19 protein-coding genes are annotated in these 18918 nt (G+C 68.7%); 14 read left to right on the top strand and 5 right to left on the bottom strand.

What is annotated here, in order from left to right; genetic code table 11:
- Positions 1-12: 12 nt before the first annotated feature.
- Positions 13-1218 carry a CaiB/BaiF CoA transferase family protein gene (locus BKN37_RS02265; RefSeq protein WP_071020711.1) on the bottom strand — a complete coding sequence of 402 codons (1206 nt, stop codon included), beginning with the start codon at positions 1216-1218 and terminating at the stop codon, positions 13-15.
- Positions 1215-2741 (bottom strand): aldehyde dehydrogenase family protein, encoded by a 1527-nt coding sequence (locus BKN37_RS02260; protein ID WP_071020707.1) that lies wholly within the window; start codon positions 2739-2741, stop codon positions 1215-1217. The genes BKN37_RS02265 and BKN37_RS02260 overlap by 4 nt, the downstream gene beginning before the upstream one ends.
- Positions 2742-2981: 240 nt before the next feature.
- On the opposite strand from BKN37_RS02260, the gene BKN37_RS02255 reads away from it, so the two are divergent.
- The 4 genes from BKN37_RS02255 to BKN37_RS02240 are packed head-to-tail and all read left to right on the top strand — an operon-like array spanning position 2982 to position 6162.
- Positions 2982-3683 carry an SDR family NAD(P)-dependent oxidoreductase gene (locus tag BKN37_RS02255; RefSeq protein WP_071020703.1) on the top strand — a complete coding sequence of 234 codons (702 nt, stop codon included), beginning with the start codon at positions 2982-2984 and terminating at the stop codon, positions 3681-3683.
- Between the two features lie 37 nt (positions 3684-3720).
- Positions 3721-4581 (top strand): mycofactocin-coupled SDR family oxidoreductase, encoded by an 861-nt coding sequence (locus tag BKN37_RS02250; protein WP_071020700.1) that lies wholly within the window; start codon positions 3721-3723, stop codon positions 4579-4581.
- Between the two features lie 19 nt (positions 4582-4600).
- A complete protein-coding gene (locus BKN37_RS02245) occupies positions 4601-4804 on the top strand; it encodes a ferredoxin (protein WP_071020697.1) in 204 nt (67 codons plus the stop codon).
- Positions 4801-6162, top strand: coding sequence for a cytochrome P450 (locus BKN37_RS02240; RefSeq protein WP_071020692.1), 1362 nt, complete (start codon positions 4801-4803; stop codon positions 6160-6162). Before BKN37_RS02245 ends, BKN37_RS02240 begins: the two co-directional genes overlap by 4 nt.
- 510 nt (positions 6163-6672) lie before the next feature.
- Here BKN37_RS02240 and BKN37_RS02235 read toward each other — a convergent pair.
- Together BKN37_RS02235 and BKN37_RS02230 are read right to left on the bottom strand one after the other, a co-directional pair.
- A complete protein-coding gene (locus BKN37_RS02235) occupies positions 6673-7848 on the bottom strand; it encodes an acyl-CoA dehydrogenase family protein (protein WP_071020689.1) in 1176 nt (391 codons plus the stop codon).
- The gene (locus BKN37_RS02230) at positions 7832-8833 is read right to left on the bottom strand and encodes an acyl-CoA dehydrogenase family protein (RefSeq protein WP_071020852.1); all 1002 of its coding nucleotides are present in this window, start codon (positions 8831-8833) and stop codon (positions 7832-7834) included. The genes BKN37_RS02235 and BKN37_RS02230 overlap by 17 nt, the downstream gene beginning before the upstream one ends.
- A 270-nt stretch (positions 8834-9103) precedes the next feature.
- Between BKN37_RS02230 and BKN37_RS02225 the strand changes: the two genes are divergently transcribed.
- Genes BKN37_RS02225 through BKN37_RS02210 form a run of 4 tightly spaced genes read left to right on the top strand, consistent with a single transcriptional unit; the run spans position 9104 to position 12638 of the window.
- Positions 9104-10192 (top strand): amidohydrolase family protein, encoded by a 1089-nt coding sequence (locus BKN37_RS02225; protein WP_071020685.1) that lies wholly within the window; start codon positions 9104-9106, stop codon positions 10190-10192.
- 28 nt (positions 10193-10220) lie between these two features.
- On the top strand, positions 10221-11363 hold the full coding sequence (locus tag BKN37_RS02220) for an amidohydrolase family protein (protein ID WP_071020681.1): 1143 nt from the start codon (positions 10221-10223) through the stop codon (positions 11361-11363).
- Positions 11364-11756: a Rieske (2Fe-2S) protein gene (locus BKN37_RS02215; RefSeq protein WP_071020676.1), complete on the top strand. Its 393-nt coding sequence runs from the start codon at positions 11364-11366 to the stop codon at positions 11754-11756.
- A 15-nt stretch (positions 11757-11771) separates the two neighbouring features.
- On the top strand, positions 11772-12638 hold the full coding sequence (locus BKN37_RS02210; protein ID WP_071020673.1) for an alpha/beta fold hydrolase: 867 nt from the start codon (positions 11772-11774) through the stop codon (positions 12636-12638).
- Positions 12639-12643: 5 nt separating this feature from the next.
- Here BKN37_RS02210 and BKN37_RS02205 read toward each other — a convergent pair whose 3' ends face one another.
- A complete protein-coding gene (locus BKN37_RS02205; RefSeq protein WP_071020670.1) occupies positions 12644-13117 on the bottom strand; it encodes a hypothetical protein in 474 nt (157 codons plus the stop codon).
- 50 nt (positions 13118-13167) lie between these two features.
- Here BKN37_RS02205 and BKN37_RS02200 point away from each other — a divergent pair, with 50 nt between their 5' ends.
- From BKN37_RS02200 to BKN37_RS02175, 6 genes are read left to right on the top strand one after another with little or no spacing between them, the layout of a single operon-like run.
- Positions 13168-14463: an NADH-ubiquinone oxidoreductase-F iron-sulfur binding region domain-containing protein gene (locus BKN37_RS02200; RefSeq protein WP_071020667.1), complete on the top strand. Its 1296-nt coding sequence runs from the start codon at positions 13168-13170 to the stop codon at positions 14461-14463.
- Entirely contained in the window at positions 14460-14672 is a 213-nt protein-coding gene (locus BKN37_RS02195; protein WP_071020662.1) for a ferredoxin, read from the top strand. Before BKN37_RS02200 ends, BKN37_RS02195 begins: the two co-directional genes overlap by 4 nt.
- Positions 14669-16324, top strand: a complete 1656-nt coding sequence (locus tag BKN37_RS02190; RefSeq protein ID WP_071020658.1) for a thiolase C-terminal domain-containing protein — start codon at positions 14669-14671, stop codon at positions 16322-16324. The genes BKN37_RS02195 and BKN37_RS02190 overlap by 4 nt, the downstream gene beginning before the upstream one ends.
- Complete coding sequence (locus BKN37_RS02185) at positions 16321-17211, top strand: alpha/beta hydrolase (RefSeq protein ID WP_071020655.1); 891 nt, start codon at positions 16321-16323, stop codon at positions 17209-17211. The genes BKN37_RS02190 and BKN37_RS02185 overlap by 4 nt, the downstream gene beginning before the upstream one ends.
- Positions 17211-18029: an NAD(P)-dependent oxidoreductase gene (locus BKN37_RS02180; RefSeq protein WP_071020652.1), complete on the top strand. Its 819-nt coding sequence runs from the start codon at positions 17211-17213 to the stop codon at positions 18027-18029. Before BKN37_RS02185 ends, BKN37_RS02180 begins: the two co-directional genes overlap by 1 nt.
- Positions 18026-18817: an NAD(P)-dependent oxidoreductase gene (locus BKN37_RS02175; protein ID WP_083341526.1), complete on the top strand. Its 792-nt coding sequence runs from the start codon at positions 18026-18028 to the stop codon at positions 18815-18817. Before BKN37_RS02180 ends, BKN37_RS02175 begins: the two co-directional genes overlap by 4 nt.
- Positions 18818-18918 lie beyond the last annotated feature (101 nt).

Below are 18918 nucleotides of genomic sequence, written 5' to 3'. Positions count from 1 at the left end.
CGGGTTCCTGCCTCAGGTGACCGCGCCGGCGGCTTTGAGTTCGATGATGCGGTCCCAGTCCAGGCCGAGTTCGGTCAGGATCTCCTCGGTCTGCTCGGCGAAGCCGGGGGCCGCCGCGGTGGCCGGGGCGGCGACGTCGAACTGCACCGGGTTGGCGACCAGTTCGAGTTCGCCGGCCTGCACCAGGTATTCGTTGGCGCGGATCTGGGCGTCGTCGGCGGCTTGCAGGGTGTCCTGCACCGGCGCCCACGGCCCGGACAGCGTCGCGAACCGTTCGCTCCACTCGGCCAGGGGGCGCTTGGCCATCGCCGTGGTGAGGATCTGCACCGCCTCGGCGGTGTTGGCGGCGATGTCTTCGGCGGTGCCGAACCGCGGGTCGTCGGCGAGATCGTCGAGGTCCATGTGCCGGCAGACGTCGGCCCAGAACTTGGTCGGCTGCATCATCACCAACGAGATGTATCGGCCATCGGAGGTAGGGTACAACCCCACCAGCGGGTTGATCGGCGAGCCGTGCACGCCCGGGGCGGGGGCTTCCAGCCGCTCGCCGAGGTGCGTGGTCAGCGCCACCGTGTGCCCCATCGCCCACAGCCCGCTGCCCAGCAACGAGACGTCGACCACCGACGGTTCGCCGGTGCGTTCCCGTTTCAGCAGTGCCGCCGCGATCCCGCCGGCCAGGTTGGTGCCGGAGATGGTGTCGCCGTAGGCCGGTCCGGGCGGCCCGATCATGCCCTCGGTGCCGGGCGGGGTGATGGTGGCGGCGGTTCCGGCGCGACACCAGAACGCGGTCATGTCGTAGCCACCCTTTTCGGCTTCGGCGCCGCGCGGCCCCAGCGCGCTGCCCCGGGCGTAGACGATCGACGGGCTGACCGCCCGGATGTCGTCGACGTCGATGCCGAACTTCTTGCGGTGCCCGGGCAGGAAACTCGTCAGGAACACATCGGAGCGCCGCGCCAGTTCCAAGAGCACCTCCCGGCCCTCCGGCACCGACATGTCCAGGCCGATGCTGCGCTTGGCGCGGTTGGCGTGCTCGATATTCGGGTTCGGGTCGCCCTCGACCCGCAGCATGCCGGTCTGCCGCAGCCCGCGTTGCGGGTCGCCGGTCACCGCATGCTCGACCTTGATGACGTCGGCGCCCCATTCGGCCAGCACCGCACCGGCCGACGGGACGAACCCGTACATCGCGACTTCCAGGACGCGGATGCCGTCCAGCGGCTTCATCCGGCGTCTCCGACTACCGGCGCGGCGAACGTCTTGCGCTCCAGGAACTCCTCCAACCCGGCCACCCCCATCTCCCGGCCGATCCCGGACTGCTTGTAGCCGCCGAACGGGGCGTCGGGGCTGAAGTAGTTGCCGCCGTTGATGGAAAACGTGCCGGTGCGGATCCGGCGGGCCACCGCCAACGCCCGGTCGGCGCTGCCGAAGATCGCCCCGGACAACCCGTAGATCGAGTTGTTGGCGATCCGCACCGCGTCGTCGTCATCGTCGTAGCCGATCACCGCCAGCACCGGCCCGAACACTTCTTCCTGGGCGATCTCGGCGTCCGGGTCGACGTTGGTCAGCAGCGTCGGGGTATAGAAGTAGCCCGGGTCCACCTTCTCGCCGCCGGTGACCAAGCTAGCTCCAGCGGCGACGGCCCTTTTCACCATGGCGTCGACCTTGTCGCGCTGCTTCTCGCTGATCAGCGGACCCATGTAGGTTTTCGGGTCGGTCGGGTCGCCGTAGCGCACGTGGGAGAAGTTGGCCTTGACCAGCTCGACGATCTCGTCGTGGTGGCTGTTGGGCACCAACAGCCGCGACGTCAGCGCGCAACCCTGCCCGGCGTGGGTGACCATGGAAAACGCCGAAAACACCGCCGCGGTGTTGAAGTCGGCGTCGTCCAGCACGATCGCCGCCGATTTGCCGCCGAGTTCCAGGAACACCCGCTTGAGGGTGTCGCTGGCGGCGGCCATGATCGCGCGGCCGGTCGGGGTGGAGCCGGTGAACGTGACCATGTCGACGTCGGCGCTGGTGGTCAGCGCGGCACCGACATTGGGGTCCGAGGAGCTCAACACATTGACCACCCCGGACGGGATGTCGGTGTGGTTGGCGATGATTTCGCCGAGCGCCAGCGTGATCAGCGGCGTGTCCGGGGCGCCCTTGAGCACCACCGTGCAGCCGGCGGCCAGCGCGGGCGCCAGCTTGGCCAGCGCCAGCTGGTTGGGATAGTTGTAGGCGATGATCGCCGCGACGACGCCGGCGGCCTCTTTCTCCACCCACCGGTGGTGTTGCATGCCGCGGCTTTCGATGTTGCCGAGGTCCTCGGTCAGCGGGTAGCCCTTGAGCAGATCGGCGTAGTAGCGCACGATCTCGATCGGCTGGTCCAGCTGGGCGCCCTGGGTCAGCGCGGGGGTGGCGCCGACTTCGGCGATCGTCAGCGCGGCAAGCTCGTCGCGCTGGGCGACCAGCGCCTGGTGCAGCTGCTCGAGGCACCGGATCCGCAGATCGACGTCGGTGGCCCAACTGGTGGTGTCGAACGCGCGGCGCGCCGCCGCGATCGCGGCCTGGGCCTGCTCGACCCCGGCGTCGGGCGCGTACCCCAGCACCTCGCCGGTCGCGGGATTGAGCGAGGCGAACACCGCATCCGCGGCGACCAGCCGGCCATCGATCAGCAACCGCCGGTCCACAGCTTGCTCAGCGGCGGTTGCTCCGTCCGCCCGCTGCTGACCACCCGCGATGGTCGCCGCCGTGCCCTGCGCGCCCATTCAATCTCCCCTCGGTTGGATAATCGCGTTCTCATCTCCGGCGAATCTTACATACCGACAACGAGAACACAAGACAAATCGCAAAACCGTCTGACCTGCGCATCCGGCACAGAATTGACCCACGAGTCAACTTTTCCGCAGCTGGGAGCCGTTCCGCTCGAACCTTGCCAGAACCACAAGTATGAGAGTATGGTTCTCATATTCGGAAGGGAGATTCTTTGTGACTGAGACGGCCCGCGCGTGAGGACAGCTGTCGTGACCGGGGGCGCCTCGGGCATCGGCGCGGCCGTCGCCCACCGATTGCGCGCCGACGGCCACCGGGTGGCCACCATCGACCTCAAACCCGGCGAAGCCGAGCTGTCGTTTGCCGCCGACGTCACCGACCGCGCCGCGGTGGACGCCGCGCTGGCCGACATCCGGGAGCAGCTGGGGCCGGTCACCATCTTGGTCAACGCCGCCGGGCTGGACGGTTTCAAGAAGTTCAGCCACATCACCTTCGAGGATTGGCAGCGGGTCATCGACGTCAACCTCAACGGGGTCTTCCACACCATCCAGGCGGTGCTGCCCGACATGGTGGAGGCCGGGTGGGGCCGCATCGTCAATATCTCGTCGTCGAGCACGCACTCCGGCACCCCGTACATGGCGCATTATGTAGCCGCCAAATCGGCCGTCAACGGCCTCACCAAGACGCTGGCCCTGGAATACGGGCCGGCCGGCATCACGGTCAACGCGGTACCGCCGGGTTTCATCGACACCCCGATGCTGCGCAGCGCCGAGAGCCGCGGCTTTCTCGGTGACGTCGAAGCCAACATCGCCAAAACCCCGGTGCGCCGCATCGGCAAGCCGGAGGACATCGCCGCGGCGTGCGCCTTCCTGGCGTCCGAGGAGGCCGGCTACATCACCGGTCAGATCCTGGGCGTCAACGGCGGCCGCAACACCTGATGACATACCAAAGGGTGCACTAACGAAAGGAACAGCTGTGGGACGCGTTGCGGGCAAGGTCGCATTCATCACGGGGGCGGCGCGTGGTCAGGGCCGCAGCCATGCGGTGCGGCTGGCCGAAGAGGGCGCCGACATCATCGCCGTCGACCTGTGTCAGGACATCGAGACCATCGGCTATCCGATGGCGCGGCCCGAGGATTTGGAAGAGACCGCCAAGCTGGTGGAGAAGACCGGGCAGGGCATCGTCACCGCGCAGGCCGATGTGCGCGACGCGGCGGCACTGAAAACCGCGCTGGAGACCGGGCTGGCCGAGTTCGGCAAGCTCGACATCGTCGTCGCGCAGGCCGGGGTGGCCGGCATGAAGGGCGAGCCGCCGCTGCAGGCCTGGACCGACGTCATCAACACCAACCTCGTCGGCACCATCAACGGCATCCAGGTCGCGCTGCCGCACTTGGGTGAGGGCGCCTCGATCATCGCCACCTCGTCGGCGGCGGCGTTGATGGACGCCCACCAAAAGGCCAACCCCGGCAACGACCCGGGCGGGATGGCCTACATGACCTCCAAACGCTTGATCGCGCAGTACGTGCACGACCTGGCCACCGAAGTCGCGGTGCGCGGGATCCGGGCCAACGTCATCCACCCGACCAACTGCAACACCGACATGCTGCAAAGCGAGCCGATGTACCGGTCGTTCCGCCCGGACCTGGAGCACCCGACCCGCGCCGACGCCGAACCGGTGTTCTACGTGCAGCAGGCGATGAAGGTGCCGTTCATCGAGCCGGAGGACATTTCCAACGCCGTGCTGTGGCTGGCCTCCGACGAGGCCCGGTACGTGACCGGGATGCAGTTGCGGGTCGACGCCGGTGGCTATTTGAAGTGGTACGACTACCACGTCTGAGAAATTTAGGAGCGGCACGATGAAGGTATGGGTTGACTCAGAACGGTGCCAAGGGCACACCTTGTGCTCGATGATCGCCCCCGAGTCCTTTGTGCTCGACGACATCGACGGCCACTCGTCGGCGGTGAACGAAATCGTTCCGGCGGATCAGGAGGCGGCGGTGCGCGAGGCCGCGCAGTCCTGCCCGGAGCAGGCGATCAATCTCGAGGAGGACGCACCGTGAGTGTTGACGACATCGTCGCCGACAACGATCGGAAAAAACAGCGCTACTACTTCGATCGGCACACCCCGGAGTACCGGCTGCAGTTCGAAAAGATCACCGAGGAGATGCACGCCCGGTGTCCGATGGCGTGGACGGACACCTACGACGGGCACTGGGTGGCCGCCGGCAGCAAAGAGGTCTTCGAGCTGGCGCGCTGCCCGCACGTGTCCAACGATCACGACCTCACCGGGGAACGCAACGGGTACAAGGGAATTTCGATCCCCACCGCACAGCGGGCCAGCTACGTTCGGGGCGGCATCCTGGAAATGGACGACCCGGAACACCGGACCTACCGCAACGTGCTCAACCCGTACCTGTCACCGGCCGCGGTCAAGCGGTGGGAGCCCTTCATCCACGAGATCGTCCGCGCCAGCCTCGACGAGAAGATCGAAACCGGCCAGATCGACTTCGTCGACGATCTGGCCAACATCGTGCCCGCGGTGCTGACCCTGGCCATGATGGGGATCCCGCTGGAGAAGTGGGCGATCTACAGTGAGCCGACGCACGCCGCGGTCTACACGCCCGAGCACTCCCCCGATGCGGCACGGGTCGCCGAGATGCACCGCCAGATGGGCATCGACCTGATCACCCACATGAACGAGATCCGGGAGAATCCGAGACCCGGGATTGTCAACGGGCTGCTGCAGGCCCGCATCGACGGTGAGCCCGCCCCCGATCTGGAGATCTTGGGCAATCTCGGCCTGGTCATCGGTGGGGGTTTCGACACCACCACGGCCCTCACTGCCCACTCGCTGGAATGGCTGTCCGAGCATCCCGACGAGCGTAAGCTGCTCAGCCGCCAGCGCGATACCCTGCTCAACCCGGCCACCGAGGAATTCCTACGCTACTTCACGCCCGCTCCGGGTGACGGGCGCACCATCTCGGCGGATGTCGAGGTCGAAGGCACCCAGTTCAAGGAGGGTGAGCGGCTGTGGATCTCGTGGGCGATGGCCAACCGGGACCCGGCGGTGTTCGATGAACCCAACCGAATCATCCTGGACCGCAAGGGGAACCGACACTTCAGTTTCGGTATCGGCGTGCACCGTTGCGTCGGCTCCAACGTGGCGCGCACGGTGTTCAAGGCGATGCTGACTGCGGTGCTGGACCGGATGCCGGACTACCGGTGCGTCCCGGAAGGCACCGTGCACTACGACACCATCGGCGTCATCCAGGGCATGCGGCACCTGCCGGCGACCTTCACCCCGGGCCCGCGGCTGGGCCCGGGCCTAGACGAGACGTTGGCGAAGCTGCAGCGCATCTGCGATGAGCAGCAGTGCGCCCGCCCGATCACCGAGCACAAGGACGCGGTGGTGATTTAGCGCGAGCAGACGCAAAAGCCCCCAAACAACGGCGTTTTGGGGGCTTTTGCGTCTGCTCGCGCCAACTGCATCCATGCCCGCGGACGTACAATGAGCCGACGATCTATACAACGGAGGCTGCGCGTGCCCAGCTACGTGATGAAGGTGTCGCGGAACGGCCAGGTCTCGATCCCAGCCGGTGCTCGCGCTCGTTGGCAAACGGACCGGGTCGTGGTAGTGGACCTCGGCGACCGATTGGTGATGCGTCCGCTGCCGGAGGACCCAGTAGGCGACCTCATCGGTAAGTATCCGCGACGCCCCAGCACCAACGAGGCTCGCCGTCACGCTCGGGCTGACGACATCGTCGCCTCCAAGCAGCGCAAGCGGACTTGACCGTCGTCGGCGCCTACGCCGTGCTCGCTTTGTTGAAGAGCGAGGGCCCACCGCGAAACCAGTGCGTTCGTGGCTGTGCGGTTTCATACGCCAGACGTGCATATCGCGTATCAAACCGCACAGTCGGCGCGATCTTCATCAGCCCCGCGGCAGGCCCAGCACCTGTTGGGCGATGATGTTGCGGTGGATCTCCGAGGTGCCGCCGGCGATGGTGCCCGAGAAGCTGCGAGCATGCCGCTCGAACCAGCTGGCGAAGTAGCTGTCTAAGTTCATCGGCGCATACGGCCCCGAGTTCGCCGGGTGGGCCAGGCCGTCGACGCCGGCGGCCGACAGCGCGTACCCCGAGGCGAACATCTCCGCTTCCGAACCGAGCAGCTTGAGCACCGACAGCGCGGGCACGTCCTCCTCGCCGCGCGCCGCCCGGGCCAACGCCTTCGACCCGAGCAGGCGCAGCGCCTGATAGTCCATCAGCGCGGTGGCGTACTGGTCGCGCTGCAGCGCGCCGTGCGGACGGAAGTCGGCGATGATGTTGTCCAGCCGGTCGGCGAAACCCAGCCACATCATGGTGCGCTCGTGCCCCAATGACCCGTTGGCCACCCGCCAGCCGCCGTTGAGCGGGCCGACCAGGTTCTCCGCCGGCACCCGCACATCGGTGAAGAACACCTCGTTGAAGTCTTTGTCGTCGATGCCGCAGATGGTGGGGAACGGGCGACACACCACCCCGGGGGTGTCGGTGGGGATCAGCAACACGCTGATGCCCTTGTGTTTTGGGGCGTCGGGGTTGGTGCGGACGAAGGTGAGCAGCACATCGGCGTCGTGGGCCCCGGAGGTCCAGACCTTCTGGCCGTTGACGACGAACTCGTCGCCGTCCTGCACCGCCCGGGTGCGCAACGACGCCAAATCGGAGCCGGCGGACGGCTCGCTCATACCCAACGACGCGGTGATTTCGGCGCGCAGGATCGGTACCGCCCAGCGCTGCTTTTGCTCATCGGTACCGAACGACAGCAGCGAGGCGGCAATGATGTTCACGCCCTGCGGGTTGAAGCTGTGGTAGATGCGGCGCCGGCACAGCTCCTCGAGGTGCACGAACTGCTGCAGCAGGGTGGCGTTGCGGCCGCCGAACTCCGGCGGGTTGCCCGGCAGCAGCCAGCCGTTGTCGAACAGCAGCCGCTGCCACCGGCGCGCCCAGTCCGGCATGTGCGAGACCGACCGCGGCCGTTCCAGCGTGTCGGCTTCGTCGGGCAGGTGTTCCTCGAGGAAGGTAATGAACTCCGCGCGGAAGGCTTCGACGTCGGGATCAAACGTGAGCTGCAAGGTGCTCCTCGGCAATCATGGCGCGATGTTCGGCCGCGCCGCCGAGCATCAGCTCGCCGGCCTTGGCGCGCTTGAGCGCAAACTGCAGATCGTTCTCCCAGGTGAACCCCATCGCCCCGAACAGCTGCAAGCCGTGCCGGAACACCACCGACTGGCACTCCCCGGCGGCCGCCTTGGCCATCGCGGCGGCCATCCGCCGCCGCGGGTCGTCGGCGGAAATCGTCAGCGCCGCAAAATACGCCAGCGCCCGGGCCCGCTCGATGGCCACGTGCATATCCGCCGCTTTATGCTGCACGGCCTGGAACGACCCGATCGGCACCCCGAATTGCTGGCGGCTGCGCACGTGCTCCAGCGCCAGGTCGAGGATCCGCTGGCAGGCGCCGACCATGGTGATCGCCATCCCGGTCAGCGCCACGTGCCGGGCCCGTTCGACGTCGACCGCCACCCGGGCGCTGTCGGGGATCCGCACCCCGGCAAACGACACGTCGGCGACGTGCAGCGTCGGGTCGAAAACCGAGCTGCGCCGCGCGGTCACCGCGGCCGCGTCGAGAAGAAACACCCCGGATTCGGTGACCACCGCCAACCGATCGGCGCGGTCCCCGTCGAGGACGTGCAGCGCGGTCCCGTCCAACACCCAGCCCTCGGCGTCGCGGTGTGCGGCCACACCGCCGAACACGGCGGCCCCGACCTCGCCGGACGCCTCGTAGTGCTCGCCGGCCAGCGGGGCGAACTGGGTCATGGTGGCCAGCAGCGGTGTCGGGTCGGTGGCGCGGCCCAATTCTTCGAGCACGATCGCCAACTCCACCGCGTTGGCCGGCTCGTTCAACTCCAGCCAGCCCAGGTCGACGTAGACCTTCCAGAGCGGGCTGGTGTCGGCACCCTCTTCGGCCACACTGCGGACCGGCGAGGGCGGGCACTGCTTGCCCACCACGTCCCGCACCGTGTCCTGCCATAGTCGCTGATCGGCGTCGAACTCCAGCAGCATCGCGGTCACCTCCTTCACGGCTCGCTAGGAGAATAACATTCTCATTAACGGATGTAATGATCTCTCCCTGAGATAGCGTGCTGCCGCGGCACGTCCGAACCATGGTGGGCTGCGGAGCGCGACTGCCAGCGGCGTCTCGGACACCCAAAGAGGAGAACAGTATTCTTGCAAACCAAGAACAGAGCTATACACTGGATGTCAGTCTGCGGGCGAGGCTGCACCGCGCGACCCGATGGCCCCGGGTCGGCGACACGGCGAAGGGCGGCGTGAATGAGAGAACACCCGGACGGCACCCGCACGCCGGTGATCGACGCCAGCGTGCACATCTTCGCCCAATCCAACAAGGACCTGCGCAGCTTCCTGCGGGAGCCGTACAAAAGTCGCGGTTTCCCCGATTACGAGATGGACTGGTACGGCGCGCCGGGCGGCGAGTACGCGCCGGGCACCACCGGACCCGACGGGCAGTACCCGGGGTCGGACCCCGATGTCGTTGCCCAGCAGCTGTTTAGCGAGCGCGGCGTCGACGTGGCGGTGCTGCACCCGATGACCCGCGGGGTCATGCCGGACCGGCACCTGGGCTCGGCGATCGCGGCCGCGCACAACGAGATCCTGGTGTCCCGCTGGCTGGAGCACGCTGAATTCGGCGAGCGGTTCCGCGGCACCATCCGGGTCAACCCGGATGACCTGGCCGGTGCGCTGCGCGAAATCGACAAGTGGAAAGACCACCCCCGGGTGGTGCAGATCGGGGTGCCGCTGCAGTCCCGCGAGCTGTTCGGCAAGCCGCAGTTCTGGCCGCTGTGGGAGGCCGCCGTCGACGCCAACTTGCCGGTGGCCGCGCACATCGAGGTGGGCGCCGGCATCGCCGCCTCGCCGACGCCGTCGGGCAACACCCGCACCTACGAGCAGTACGTCAGCTTTATGGCGTGCAACTACCTGTACCACCTGATGAACATGATCGCCGAAGGGGTATTCGAACGGATGCCCGCGCTCAAGTTCGTCTGGGCCGACGGCGCCGCGGACATGTTGACCCCGTTCATCTGGCGGATGGACACCTTCGGCCGCCCCCACCTGGAACAGACGCCGTGGGCGCCGAAGATGCCCAGCGACTACCTGCCCGGGCACGTGTATTTCGTGCAGGGCAGCCTGGACGGTCCCGGGGACACCGACTTTGCCGGGGAGTGGTTCGGGTTCACCGGCAAACAGGACATGGTGATGTTCGGCTCCAGCTATCCGCACTGGCAGTGCAACGAGCTGAACGTGCCCCGCGCCTTCAGCGCCGACCAGCGCGACCAGCTGTGCTGGCGCACCGCCAGCGAGCTGTACGGCATAGACGTTCCGGCCGCGGCGGGCGCACACTGATGAAGAGTTGCGATCAAGGGAGATCACGATGACCGTGACAGCCACAGAACGCAAACCGGCGGCCGAGCGGGTCGCCGTGCGCTGCGTGGACTCCGACGTCCACCCGGTGCCGCGGCGCGGTGAACTGACCCAGTACATCCCGGAGCCGTGGCGCAGCAGGTACTTTCTGCCCCGCAAGGTCGGCGAACAGATCTACTACGACGCCCCCGACTATGCGCACGCCTACGCGATGCGGGTCGACGCCTTCCCCGCCGACGGCGAGTTCCCCGGCAGCAGCCCGGAGCTCGCGTTCAAACAGCTGATCATGGAGGCGGGCGCCGATTACGCGATCCTGGAACCCGCCGCCTACCCGGCCCGGATCCCCGAAGCGCAGCACGCGATGTCGTGCGCGCTCAACGACTGGCAGGCCAATCACTGGCTGGACAGCCACAACAACTGGCACCAGCGGTGGCGCGGGTCGATCTGCCTGGCGATCGAAGATCCCGCCGGGGCGGTCGCCGAGATCGAGAAGTGGGCGGGTCACCCCTACATGGCGCAGATCCTGATCAAGGCCGAGCCGCGCCCGGCCTGGGGTGACCCCAAATACGACCCGATCTGGGCGGCGGCCACCAAACACGACATCACCGTGAGCTGCCACCTGTCCCGCAGCCACCACGAGGAGCTGCCGATGCCGCCGGTGGGCCTGCCCAGCTACAACCACGACTTCATGGTCACCTACTCGCTGCTGGCGGCGAACCAGGTGATGAGCCTGGTGTTCGACGGGGTTTTCGACCGGTTCCCGACGCTGCGGATCGTGCTGGTCGAGCACGCCTTCACCTGGATTCTGCCGCTGATGTGGCGGATGGACGCCATCTACGAGGCCCGCAAACCCTGGCTGGACATCAAGCGCAAACCCAGTGACTACGTCAAGGACCACATCAAGTTCACCACCCAGCCGCTGGACTACCCGGAGGACAAGACCGAGTTGACCCGGGCGTTCGAGTGGATGGAGTGCGAGAAGATCCTGCTGTACTCCTCGGACTATCCGCACTGGACCTTCGACGACCCCCGCTGGCTGGTCAAACACCTGCCCAAGGCGGCCCGCGAAGCGGTCATGTTCAAAAACGGCCTGGCCACCTACCACCTTCCCGACACGGTCCCGGCCCTCGAGGGTCAGGTGCGGGTGTTCTGAATGACCGAAGAGATCAAGCGGCCCCGGCTGGCCCAGGGCCGCGAGCACGTCGTGGCGACCGTCGACGAAATCCCGCCCGGCACCCACAAACTGGTGCCGATCGGGCATCACGGTGTCGGGGTGTACAACATCAACGGCACCTTCTACGCCATCGCGAACTTCTGCCCACACCAGGGCGGTCCGCTGTGCTCCGGGCGACTGCGCGGCCGCACCGTGGTCGACGAGACCGCACCCGGGGACGCGGTGATGGTGCGGGACCTGGAATACATCTACTGCCCGTGGCATCAATGGGGTTTCGAACTCGCCACCGGCACCACCGCGGTCAAACCCGAGTGGAGTATCCGCACCTACCCGGTCCGGGTGGTCGGCAACGACGTCCTGGTCCAGGCCTAGCACACAGGAGTATTGGTGGCCTCTGTGGAAATCAACGGCGGCAACGTCGTCTACGAAATCCTCGGCACGTCCGGCGATCTGATCGTGCTGACCCCCGGGGGTCGGTTTTCCAAGGAGATCCCCGGGTTGCGTCCACTGGCCGACGCCCTGGTCGCCGGCGGCTACCGGGTGCTGCTGTGGGACCGGCCCAACTGCGGGGCCTCCGATGTGCAGTTCTACGGGCAGTCCGAATCGCATATGCGGGCCGAGACCCTGCAGCAGCTGCTGACCACCCTCGATACCGGACCGTGCATCCTCGCCGGCGGCTCCGGTGGCGCCCGGGACTCGATGCTGACCACCATGCTGTATCCCGAACTCGTCACCAAGCTGGTGTTGTGGAACATCGTTGGCGGCGTGTACGGCACCTTCGTGCTGGGGTCCTACTACGTGGTGCCCAGCATTTTGGCGGTGCGCGGCGGCGGGGTGGAGGCGTTGCTGAACGTCTCCGAATGGAAGGAACGCATCGAAGCCAACCCGGCCAATAAGCAGCGGTTCCTCGACCTGGACCGTGACGAGTTCCTCAAGGTGATGCTGCGCTGGCTCAACGCCTTCGTGTCCAAGCCCGGCCAGACCATCCCCGGCGTGGACGACGAAATGTTCGACCGGATCACGGTTCCCACGCTGATCATCCGTGGCGGGGAAAACGACTGGGACCACCCCAAGCGGACCTCGCTGGAGGTGAGCTGCCTGATCAAGGGTTCCGAGCTGATCGACCCGCCGTGGCCGGAAGACGCCTGGGAGCGAGCCGCCGAGGACCGCGCGGCCGGAAAGGTGAAGCACTTCAACATGTTCGACACCTGGGTGCAGGCCGCCCCGGCCATCCTGGAATTCCTGGGACGCTGATGACCTCAGCCGGTGTGGATGTGGACCTCGCAGTTCAGCGACGCCTCCAACGCGGTGTGGATGCGGCTCTCGCCGACCCGCTGCAGGTCCGCCTCCCGCAACGTCACATGCACCACGTCGAAGCCGTCGGGCCCCGGCGCGCGACGGATGTCGCCGGTCAACCCGAACCCGGCCAGCACCCCGTGCACGTCGTCGTCGGTGCCCCGGCTCACGTAGGTGACCACCCCCGCCGCCGGCGTGGTGTCAAACGCCTTGGCGCACAGCTGCACCCCGGCCCGGGTCACCTCGTCGGCGCTGGTGCCGCCGATCAGCAGCTGCACGTGGCGTCGCCCCACCGGCATCGCCGCGACATCGGTGTCGATCACGTCGACGCCCTCGCCGGCGGCCAGGTCGCGCAGCGCCGCCATGCCGGCGGCCAGCTGCTCGGGGGTCAGCCGACCCGTCGGGTCGACGTCGACCCGCACCACCGCCGTTCTCACGCCTGCGAGCTTAGCCACACCCGTGCGCTCCCTAGCCAAAAGAGGTGGCCATGACGACAACCGCCGCGGCGCCCGCGGATTTCACCACCGCGGCCTGGCCGGGCTGCCCGCCGCGGCTGCTGCGGGAACAGCCCGGCGTCGAAGACTATTCGAGCTATCGGGCCGACGGCGGCTACCGCCCGTTCCCGGCGGCCGAGGGCTTTCTCGCCGAGGTCGACCGCAGTGGGCTGCTGGGCCGCGGCGGGGCGGCGTTCCCGCTGGCGGTCAAGTTGCGCTCGGTGCGGGACGCCGGGCGCGACACCGTCGTCGTCGCCAACGGCGAAGAGGGCGAACCGGCGTCGATCAAAGACCGCTGGCTGCTGCGCAACCGGCCGCACCTGGTGCTGGACGGGCTGCGGCTGGCCGCGCACACGGTGGCCGCCGCGCGCGCCTACGTGTATGTCTCCGACCCGCAGGCGGCGCGCAGCGTCGAGGACGCCGTGAACCAGCTCGACGCCGAAACCCTGGGCGGGCTGGACATCACCGTGTTCACCGTCGCCGCCGGCTATGTCGCCGGGGAGGAGACCGCCGCGCTGCGGGCGATCAACGGCGGCCCGGCCAAACCGACCGACAAACCGCCGCGGCCCTACCAGCACGGGGTCGCCGGGTTGCCGACGCTGGTCAGCAACGTCGAGACGCTGGCCAACCTGCCGTATGTGCAGCGGCACGGCGCGACCGCGTTCCGCTCGGTGGGCACCGCCGGCTCGCCGGGCACCTTTTTGGCCACCGTCACCGGCGCCGGACGACCGGCGGCCCTCTACGAGGTGCCGCACGGCGCGCCGGTCACCGAACTGCTTGCGCTGCACCAGGTGCCACCCGAGCGGGTGCGGGGCGCGCTGATGGGCGGCTACTTCGCCGGGCTGCTGAACCGCGACGTGCTCGAGGCCACCCTGGATCACGAAACCGTGCGCGCGCTGGGCAGCGGATTGGGCTGTGGCGCCATCGCGGTCCTCACCGACGACTGCCCGGTCGCGGTCGCTGCCGCGGTGCTGGCGTACTTCGACCGGGAAAACGCCGGCCAGTGCGGGTCGTGTTTCAACGGCACCGCGGCGATGGCGGCGGTGGCCGGCGCGTTACGGGACGGGATCGCCACCGACGAGGACCTCGCCCGGCTGCGTCGCTGGTCGGTGCAGCTACGCGGCCGCGGCGCCTGCGGCACCCTGGACGGCGCCGCGAACGTGGCGGCCAGCCTGCTGGCGCAATTTCCGCAGCTGGTGCAACACCATCTCGACAATGACTGCGCGGCCTGCGCTTCGGCGCCGTTCGCCGCGGCGCGTCCATACGCGGTCGAGGAGGCCACCTCATGAGAATCCGCCTGGACCGCACGCTGTGCGACGGGTTCGGCTACTGCGCCAAACACGCGCCCGAGTACTTCTCCCTCGACGACTGGGGGTACGCATCGCTGACCGGCGACGGCGCCGTCGCCGAGGCGGACGAACACGACGTGCTGCGGGCGCTGCTGGACTGCCCGGTGCACGCCATCATCGAGATCACGGAAGACGGTGACCCGGTTTGAGCGCACCAGGACGGCCCCTCCCGGCGATCACCGACGAGAACGAGTTCTTTTGGACCGCCGGCGCCGACGACACGCTGCGGCTGCAGGAATGCCAGGAGTGCGCGGCGCTGATCCACCCGCCGCAACCGATCTGCCGGTACTGCCGCGGCACCCAGCTAGGGGTGCGGGACGTCTCCGGGCGGGCCACCCTGATCGGTTTCACCGTCAACCACCGGTTCAGCCTGCCCGGCCTGCCCGCGCCCTACGTGGTGGCCCAGGTCGCCATCCACGAAGACCCCCGCGCCCGGCTGACCACCAACGTCGTCGACTGCGACCCCGACCAGCTGCAGCTGGGTCAGCAGCTGCAGGTCGTCTTCGACCACATCGAGGACGTGTGGCTGCCGGTGTTCCGGCCGGTGCCCGACAGTGCGGCCACCGCACCGCTGCCCGAGGACGAGATCGCGCCGGAGGATTTCGCCGCGCACGTCCGGCCGATGGCGACCAGCGACAAATTCGAAGACAAGGTGGCGCTGACCGGGATCGGCATGTCGGCGCTGGGCCGGCGGCTGATGGTGCCGCCGCTGTCGCTGACCGTGCAGGCCTGCCAGGCCGCGGTCGCCGACGCCGGGCTGAGCCTCGACGACATCGACGGCCTGGCAACCTATCCCGGCGCCGGCCTACCCGGCCCGTTCGGGGAGGGCGGGGTGACCGCGCTGGAATCGGCGCTGGGCATCCGGCCGACCTGGCACAACGGCGGGATGGAGACCTTCGGGCCGGGCGGGTCGGTGATCGCGGCCATGCTGGCGGTGGCCGGCGGGCTGGCGCGGCACGTGCTGTGCTTTCGCACCCTGTGGGAGGCCACCCACGCCGAGCTGATGAAGCAGGGCAAGATCGTCCCGACCGGCGGCCGCACCACCAGCTGGCAGATGCCGTTCGGCGCCATCTCCGCCGCGCACACGCTGGCGATGAACGCGCAGCGGCATTTCCACCGCTACGGCACCTCCCGGGAGACGCTGGGCTGGATCGCGTTGAACCAGCGGGCCAACGCCGCGCTGAATCCGACGGCGATCTACCGCGATCCGATGAGCATGGACGACTACCTGTCGGCGCGCCCGATCACCACCCCGTTCGGGCTGTATGACTGCGACGTGCCCTGCGACGGGGCGGTCGCGGTGATCGTGTCGGCGGTCGACGCCGCCCGGGATTTGGCCAAACCGCCGGTACTGGTGGAAGCGGTGGGCACCCAGATCGTCGAGCGCATCGACTGGGATCAGAGCACGCTGACCCACGAGCCGCAGGTGCTGGGCCAGGCCGCGCACCTGTGGTCCCGCACGTCGCTGCGACCGGCCGACGTCGACGTCGCCGAACTCTACGACGGGTTTACCTTCAACTGCCTGTCCTGGATTGAGGCGCTGGGCTTTTGCGGTATCGGGGAGGCCAAAAGCTTCCTGGACGGTGGGGCCAACATCGCCCGCGACGGGGTGCTGCCGCTGAACACCCACGGTGGACAGCTTTCCCACGGTCGCACCCACGGGATGGGGCTGATCCACGAAGCCGTCACCCAGTTGCGCGGTGAGGCCGGCGAGCGCCAGGTCGCCGGCGCCCGGGTCGCGGTGGCCAGCAGCGGCGGACTGACACCGAGCGGGGTGCTGTTGCTGCGGACCGACACATGACCACCCCCGCCCCGCAGCCGCGGGTCGTCAACGCCGGCGGCGTGCCGATGTCGGCGCTGCTCGCCGAGGCGCCGCAACCACGCGCGGTGCTGGTCGCCCTGCACGGCGGGGGCACCACGTCGGCGTACTTCGACTGCCCGGGCCAGCCCCGGCTGTCCCTGTTGCGGACCGGCGCGGCGCTGGGCTACACGGTGATCGCGCTGGATCGGCCCGGCTACGGGAGTTCGGCGCCGTATCCGGAGGCGCTGGGCGATCCCGAACAGCGGGTGGCGCTGGCCTACACCGCGATTGAGAAGGTGCTCGGGGACCGGCCGCGCGGTGCCGGGGTGTTCGTGCTGGCCCACTCCAACGGCTGCGAACTGGCGCTGCGGATGGCCGCCGATGACCGCGGCGCCGACCTGCTGGGTCTGGAACTGGCCGGCACCGGGCTGCGCTACCACCCGGCGGCGGCCGAGGTGTTGCGGACCGCGCGGCCCGACCACCGGCCCGCCGGCCTGCGGGAGTTGCTGTGGGAGCCGGTCCGGCTGTACCCGACCGAGGTGCTGGGTGGGGTCACCAACGCCGCCACCGGGGCACCCTATGAAGCCGCCATGGTGTCCGACTGGCCGCGGCGCGACTTCCCGGCGCTGGCCGGCCAGGTTCGGGTCCCGGTGCGGTTCAGTTTCGCCGAGCACGAGAAGGTGTGGCGCTCCGATCCGGCCGCGCGGGCCGACATCGGCGCCCTGTTCACCGCCGCGCCGCGGTTCGCGGTCCACGAGCAGGCCGACGCCGGACACAATCTCAGCCTCGGCTGGGCCGCGGCGGCATACCACCTGTCGGTGTTGTCATTCGTCGAACAGTGTGTGGTGGCCAGCACCACCACCGATGTGGATTTGGAGGCCGGTTGATGCGGGTTGGATTCATCGGACTGGGCAGTCAGGGCGGGCCGATGGCGCGCCGGATCGTCGAGGCGGGCTACCCGACGACGCTGTGGGCCCGGCGGCCCGCGTCGCTCGAACCGTTCGCGGACACCGCCGCCAAGGTGGCCGGCTCGCCGGCCGAACTCGCCGCGACCAGTGATCTGGTCTGTCTGTGCGTGGTGGGCGACGCCGACGTCGAGGAGGTGGTCACCGGCGACAACGGGGTGCTGGCCGGCCTGGCCGCCGGCGGCGTCATCGCCGTGCACAGCACGGTGCACCCCAACACCTGCCGCCAGTTGGCCGTAACCGCGGCCGCGCAGAACGTTTCGGTGCTCGACGCCCCGGTCAGCGGCGGTGGCCCGGCGGCCGCCGACGGCCGGCTGCTGGTGATGGTCGGGGGCGACGACGAGGCCGTGCAGCGCTGCCGACCGGTGTTCGAGACCTACGCCGATCCCGTCGTGCACCTGGGCGGACTGGGGTCCGGGCAGGTCACGAAATTGCTCAACAATCTGTTGTTCACCGCCAACCTGGGCACCGCCGCGACGGCGCTGGCGCTCGGGGAAGCCCTCGGGGTCTCCGCCGAGCGGCTCGCCGAGGTGGTGTCGCGCGGCAGCGCAAACAGCTTCGCGCTGAACAGCATCCAGGGCTCCGGCGGCACCCTGGACCGGCTGGCCGGGCTCGCCGGGGCGCTGCTGCAAAAGGATGTCCGGTTGGTGGCCGATCTGGCCGAGCGGGCCGCGGCCGCACCGGGCGCGGTCTTAGACGCCGCCGACGCCGCGCTGGCGTTGATGAAGCACCCGCGATGAACGTCGGCTTCGTCGGCGCCGGGCGGATGGGACGCCCGATGGTCGCCCGCCTGATCGAGGCCGGACACCAGGTGCGGGTGTTGGGCCGCAGCGCCGAAAAACGCGACGAAATCGCCGAGTTGGGCGCGCATCCGGTGTCCCAGTTGGCCGACGTGGCCACCGGCGCCGACGTGGTGGTGGTGTGCGTGTTCACCGACGAGCAGGTCGCCGAAGTGTGCCTGCACGGCGGTCTGCTGGCCGCGATGGCGCCGGGCTCGGTGCTGGTGGTGCACACCACCGCCAGCCCGCGCACGATCGACGCCATCGCCGCGGCCGCCGACCACGTCGAGGTCGTCGACGCCCCGGTCAGCGGCGGCCCGCACGACGCGGCGGCGGGCCAATTGACGCTGTTCGTCGGCGGCCCCGACCGGGCGTTGGCGACCGTCGCGCCGGTGTTGGGCTGTTACGGCGACCCGGTGTGCCAGGTCGGCCCGACCGGGGCCGGGCAGCGGGTCAAACTCGTCAACAACGCGCTGTTCGCCGCGCAGATCGGCCTGCTGTCGGCGGCCAGTCGGCTCGGTGAACGCCTCGGGGTGGCCGAATCGACGCTGCTGGCGGCGCTGGTGCACGGCAGCGGTGCCTCCCGGGTCACCGGCGCGGTGGCGGGGCGCGGCTCGGTGGCGTCCTTTGTCGAGGCGGTCGGTGATTTCGTCGGCAAGGACATCGCCGTGGTGCGGGCGATCGCCGCCGACCTGGGCAGTGACCTCGGTGTTCTCGACGACGCGATCAACGCCGCCAGCACGGCGTGAAATGCCCACCCTGCGGTCGAATTCCCCTTCCGGAACCGACCGGTATCCCTTACAGTTGGGGCTACGGTCCCGTGTCCGGTCGGTAGTTTCAGCCCGCTACG

The sequence above is a fragment of the Mycobacterium talmoniae genome (assembly GCF_001854525.1).
Classification (GTDB): Bacteria; Actinomycetota; Actinomycetes; order Mycobacteriales; family Mycobacteriaceae; genus Mycobacterium; species Mycobacterium talmoniae.
This window is presented reverse-complemented; position numbering and strand designations above follow the sequence as displayed.

Bases quoted from the DNA above. Each gene is read 5' to 3' on its own strand.
- BKN37_RS02265 (WP_071020711.1), bottom strand. From the start codon at position 1,218: ATGAAGCCGCTGGACGGCATCCGCGTCCTGGAAGTCGCGATGTACGGG.
- BKN37_RS02260 (WP_071020707.1), bottom strand. From the start codon at position 2,741: ATGGGCGCGCAGGGCACGGCGGCGACCATCGCGGGTGGTCAGCAGCGG.
- BKN37_RS02245 (WP_071020697.1), top strand. From the start codon at position 4,601: ATGAAGGTATGGGTTGACTCAGAACGGTGCCAAGGGCACACCTTGTGC.
- BKN37_RS02230 (WP_071020852.1), bottom strand. From the start codon at position 8,833: ATGCTGCTGGAGTTCGACGCCGATCAGCGACTATGGCAGGACACGGTG.
- BKN37_RS02225 (WP_071020685.1), top strand. From the start codon at position 9,104: ATGAGAGAACACCCGGACGGCACCCGCACGCCGGTGATCGACGCCAGC.
- BKN37_RS02220 (WP_071020681.1), top strand. From the start codon at position 10,221: ATGACCGTGACAGCCACAGAACGCAAACCGGCGGCCGAGCGGGTCGCC.
- BKN37_RS02215 (WP_071020676.1), top strand. From the start codon at position 11,364: ATGACCGAAGAGATCAAGCGGCCCCGGCTGGCCCAGGGCCGCGAGCAC.
- BKN37_RS02200 (WP_071020667.1), top strand. From the start codon at position 13,168: ATGACGACAACCGCCGCGGCGCCCGCGGATTTCACCACCGCGGCCTGG.
- BKN37_RS02195 (WP_071020662.1), top strand. From the start codon at position 14,460: ATGAGAATCCGCCTGGACCGCACGCTGTGCGACGGGTTCGGCTACTGC.
- BKN37_RS02185 (WP_071020655.1), top strand. From the start codon at position 16,321: ATGACCACCCCCGCCCCGCAGCCGCGGGTCGTCAACGCCGGCGGCGTG.
- BKN37_RS02180 (WP_071020652.1), top strand. From the start codon at position 17,211: ATGCGGGTTGGATTCATCGGACTGGGCAGTCAGGGCGGGCCGATGGCG.
- BKN37_RS02175 (WP_083341526.1), top strand. From the start codon at position 18,026: ATGAACGTCGGCTTCGTCGGCGCCGGGCGGATGGGACGCCCGATGGTC.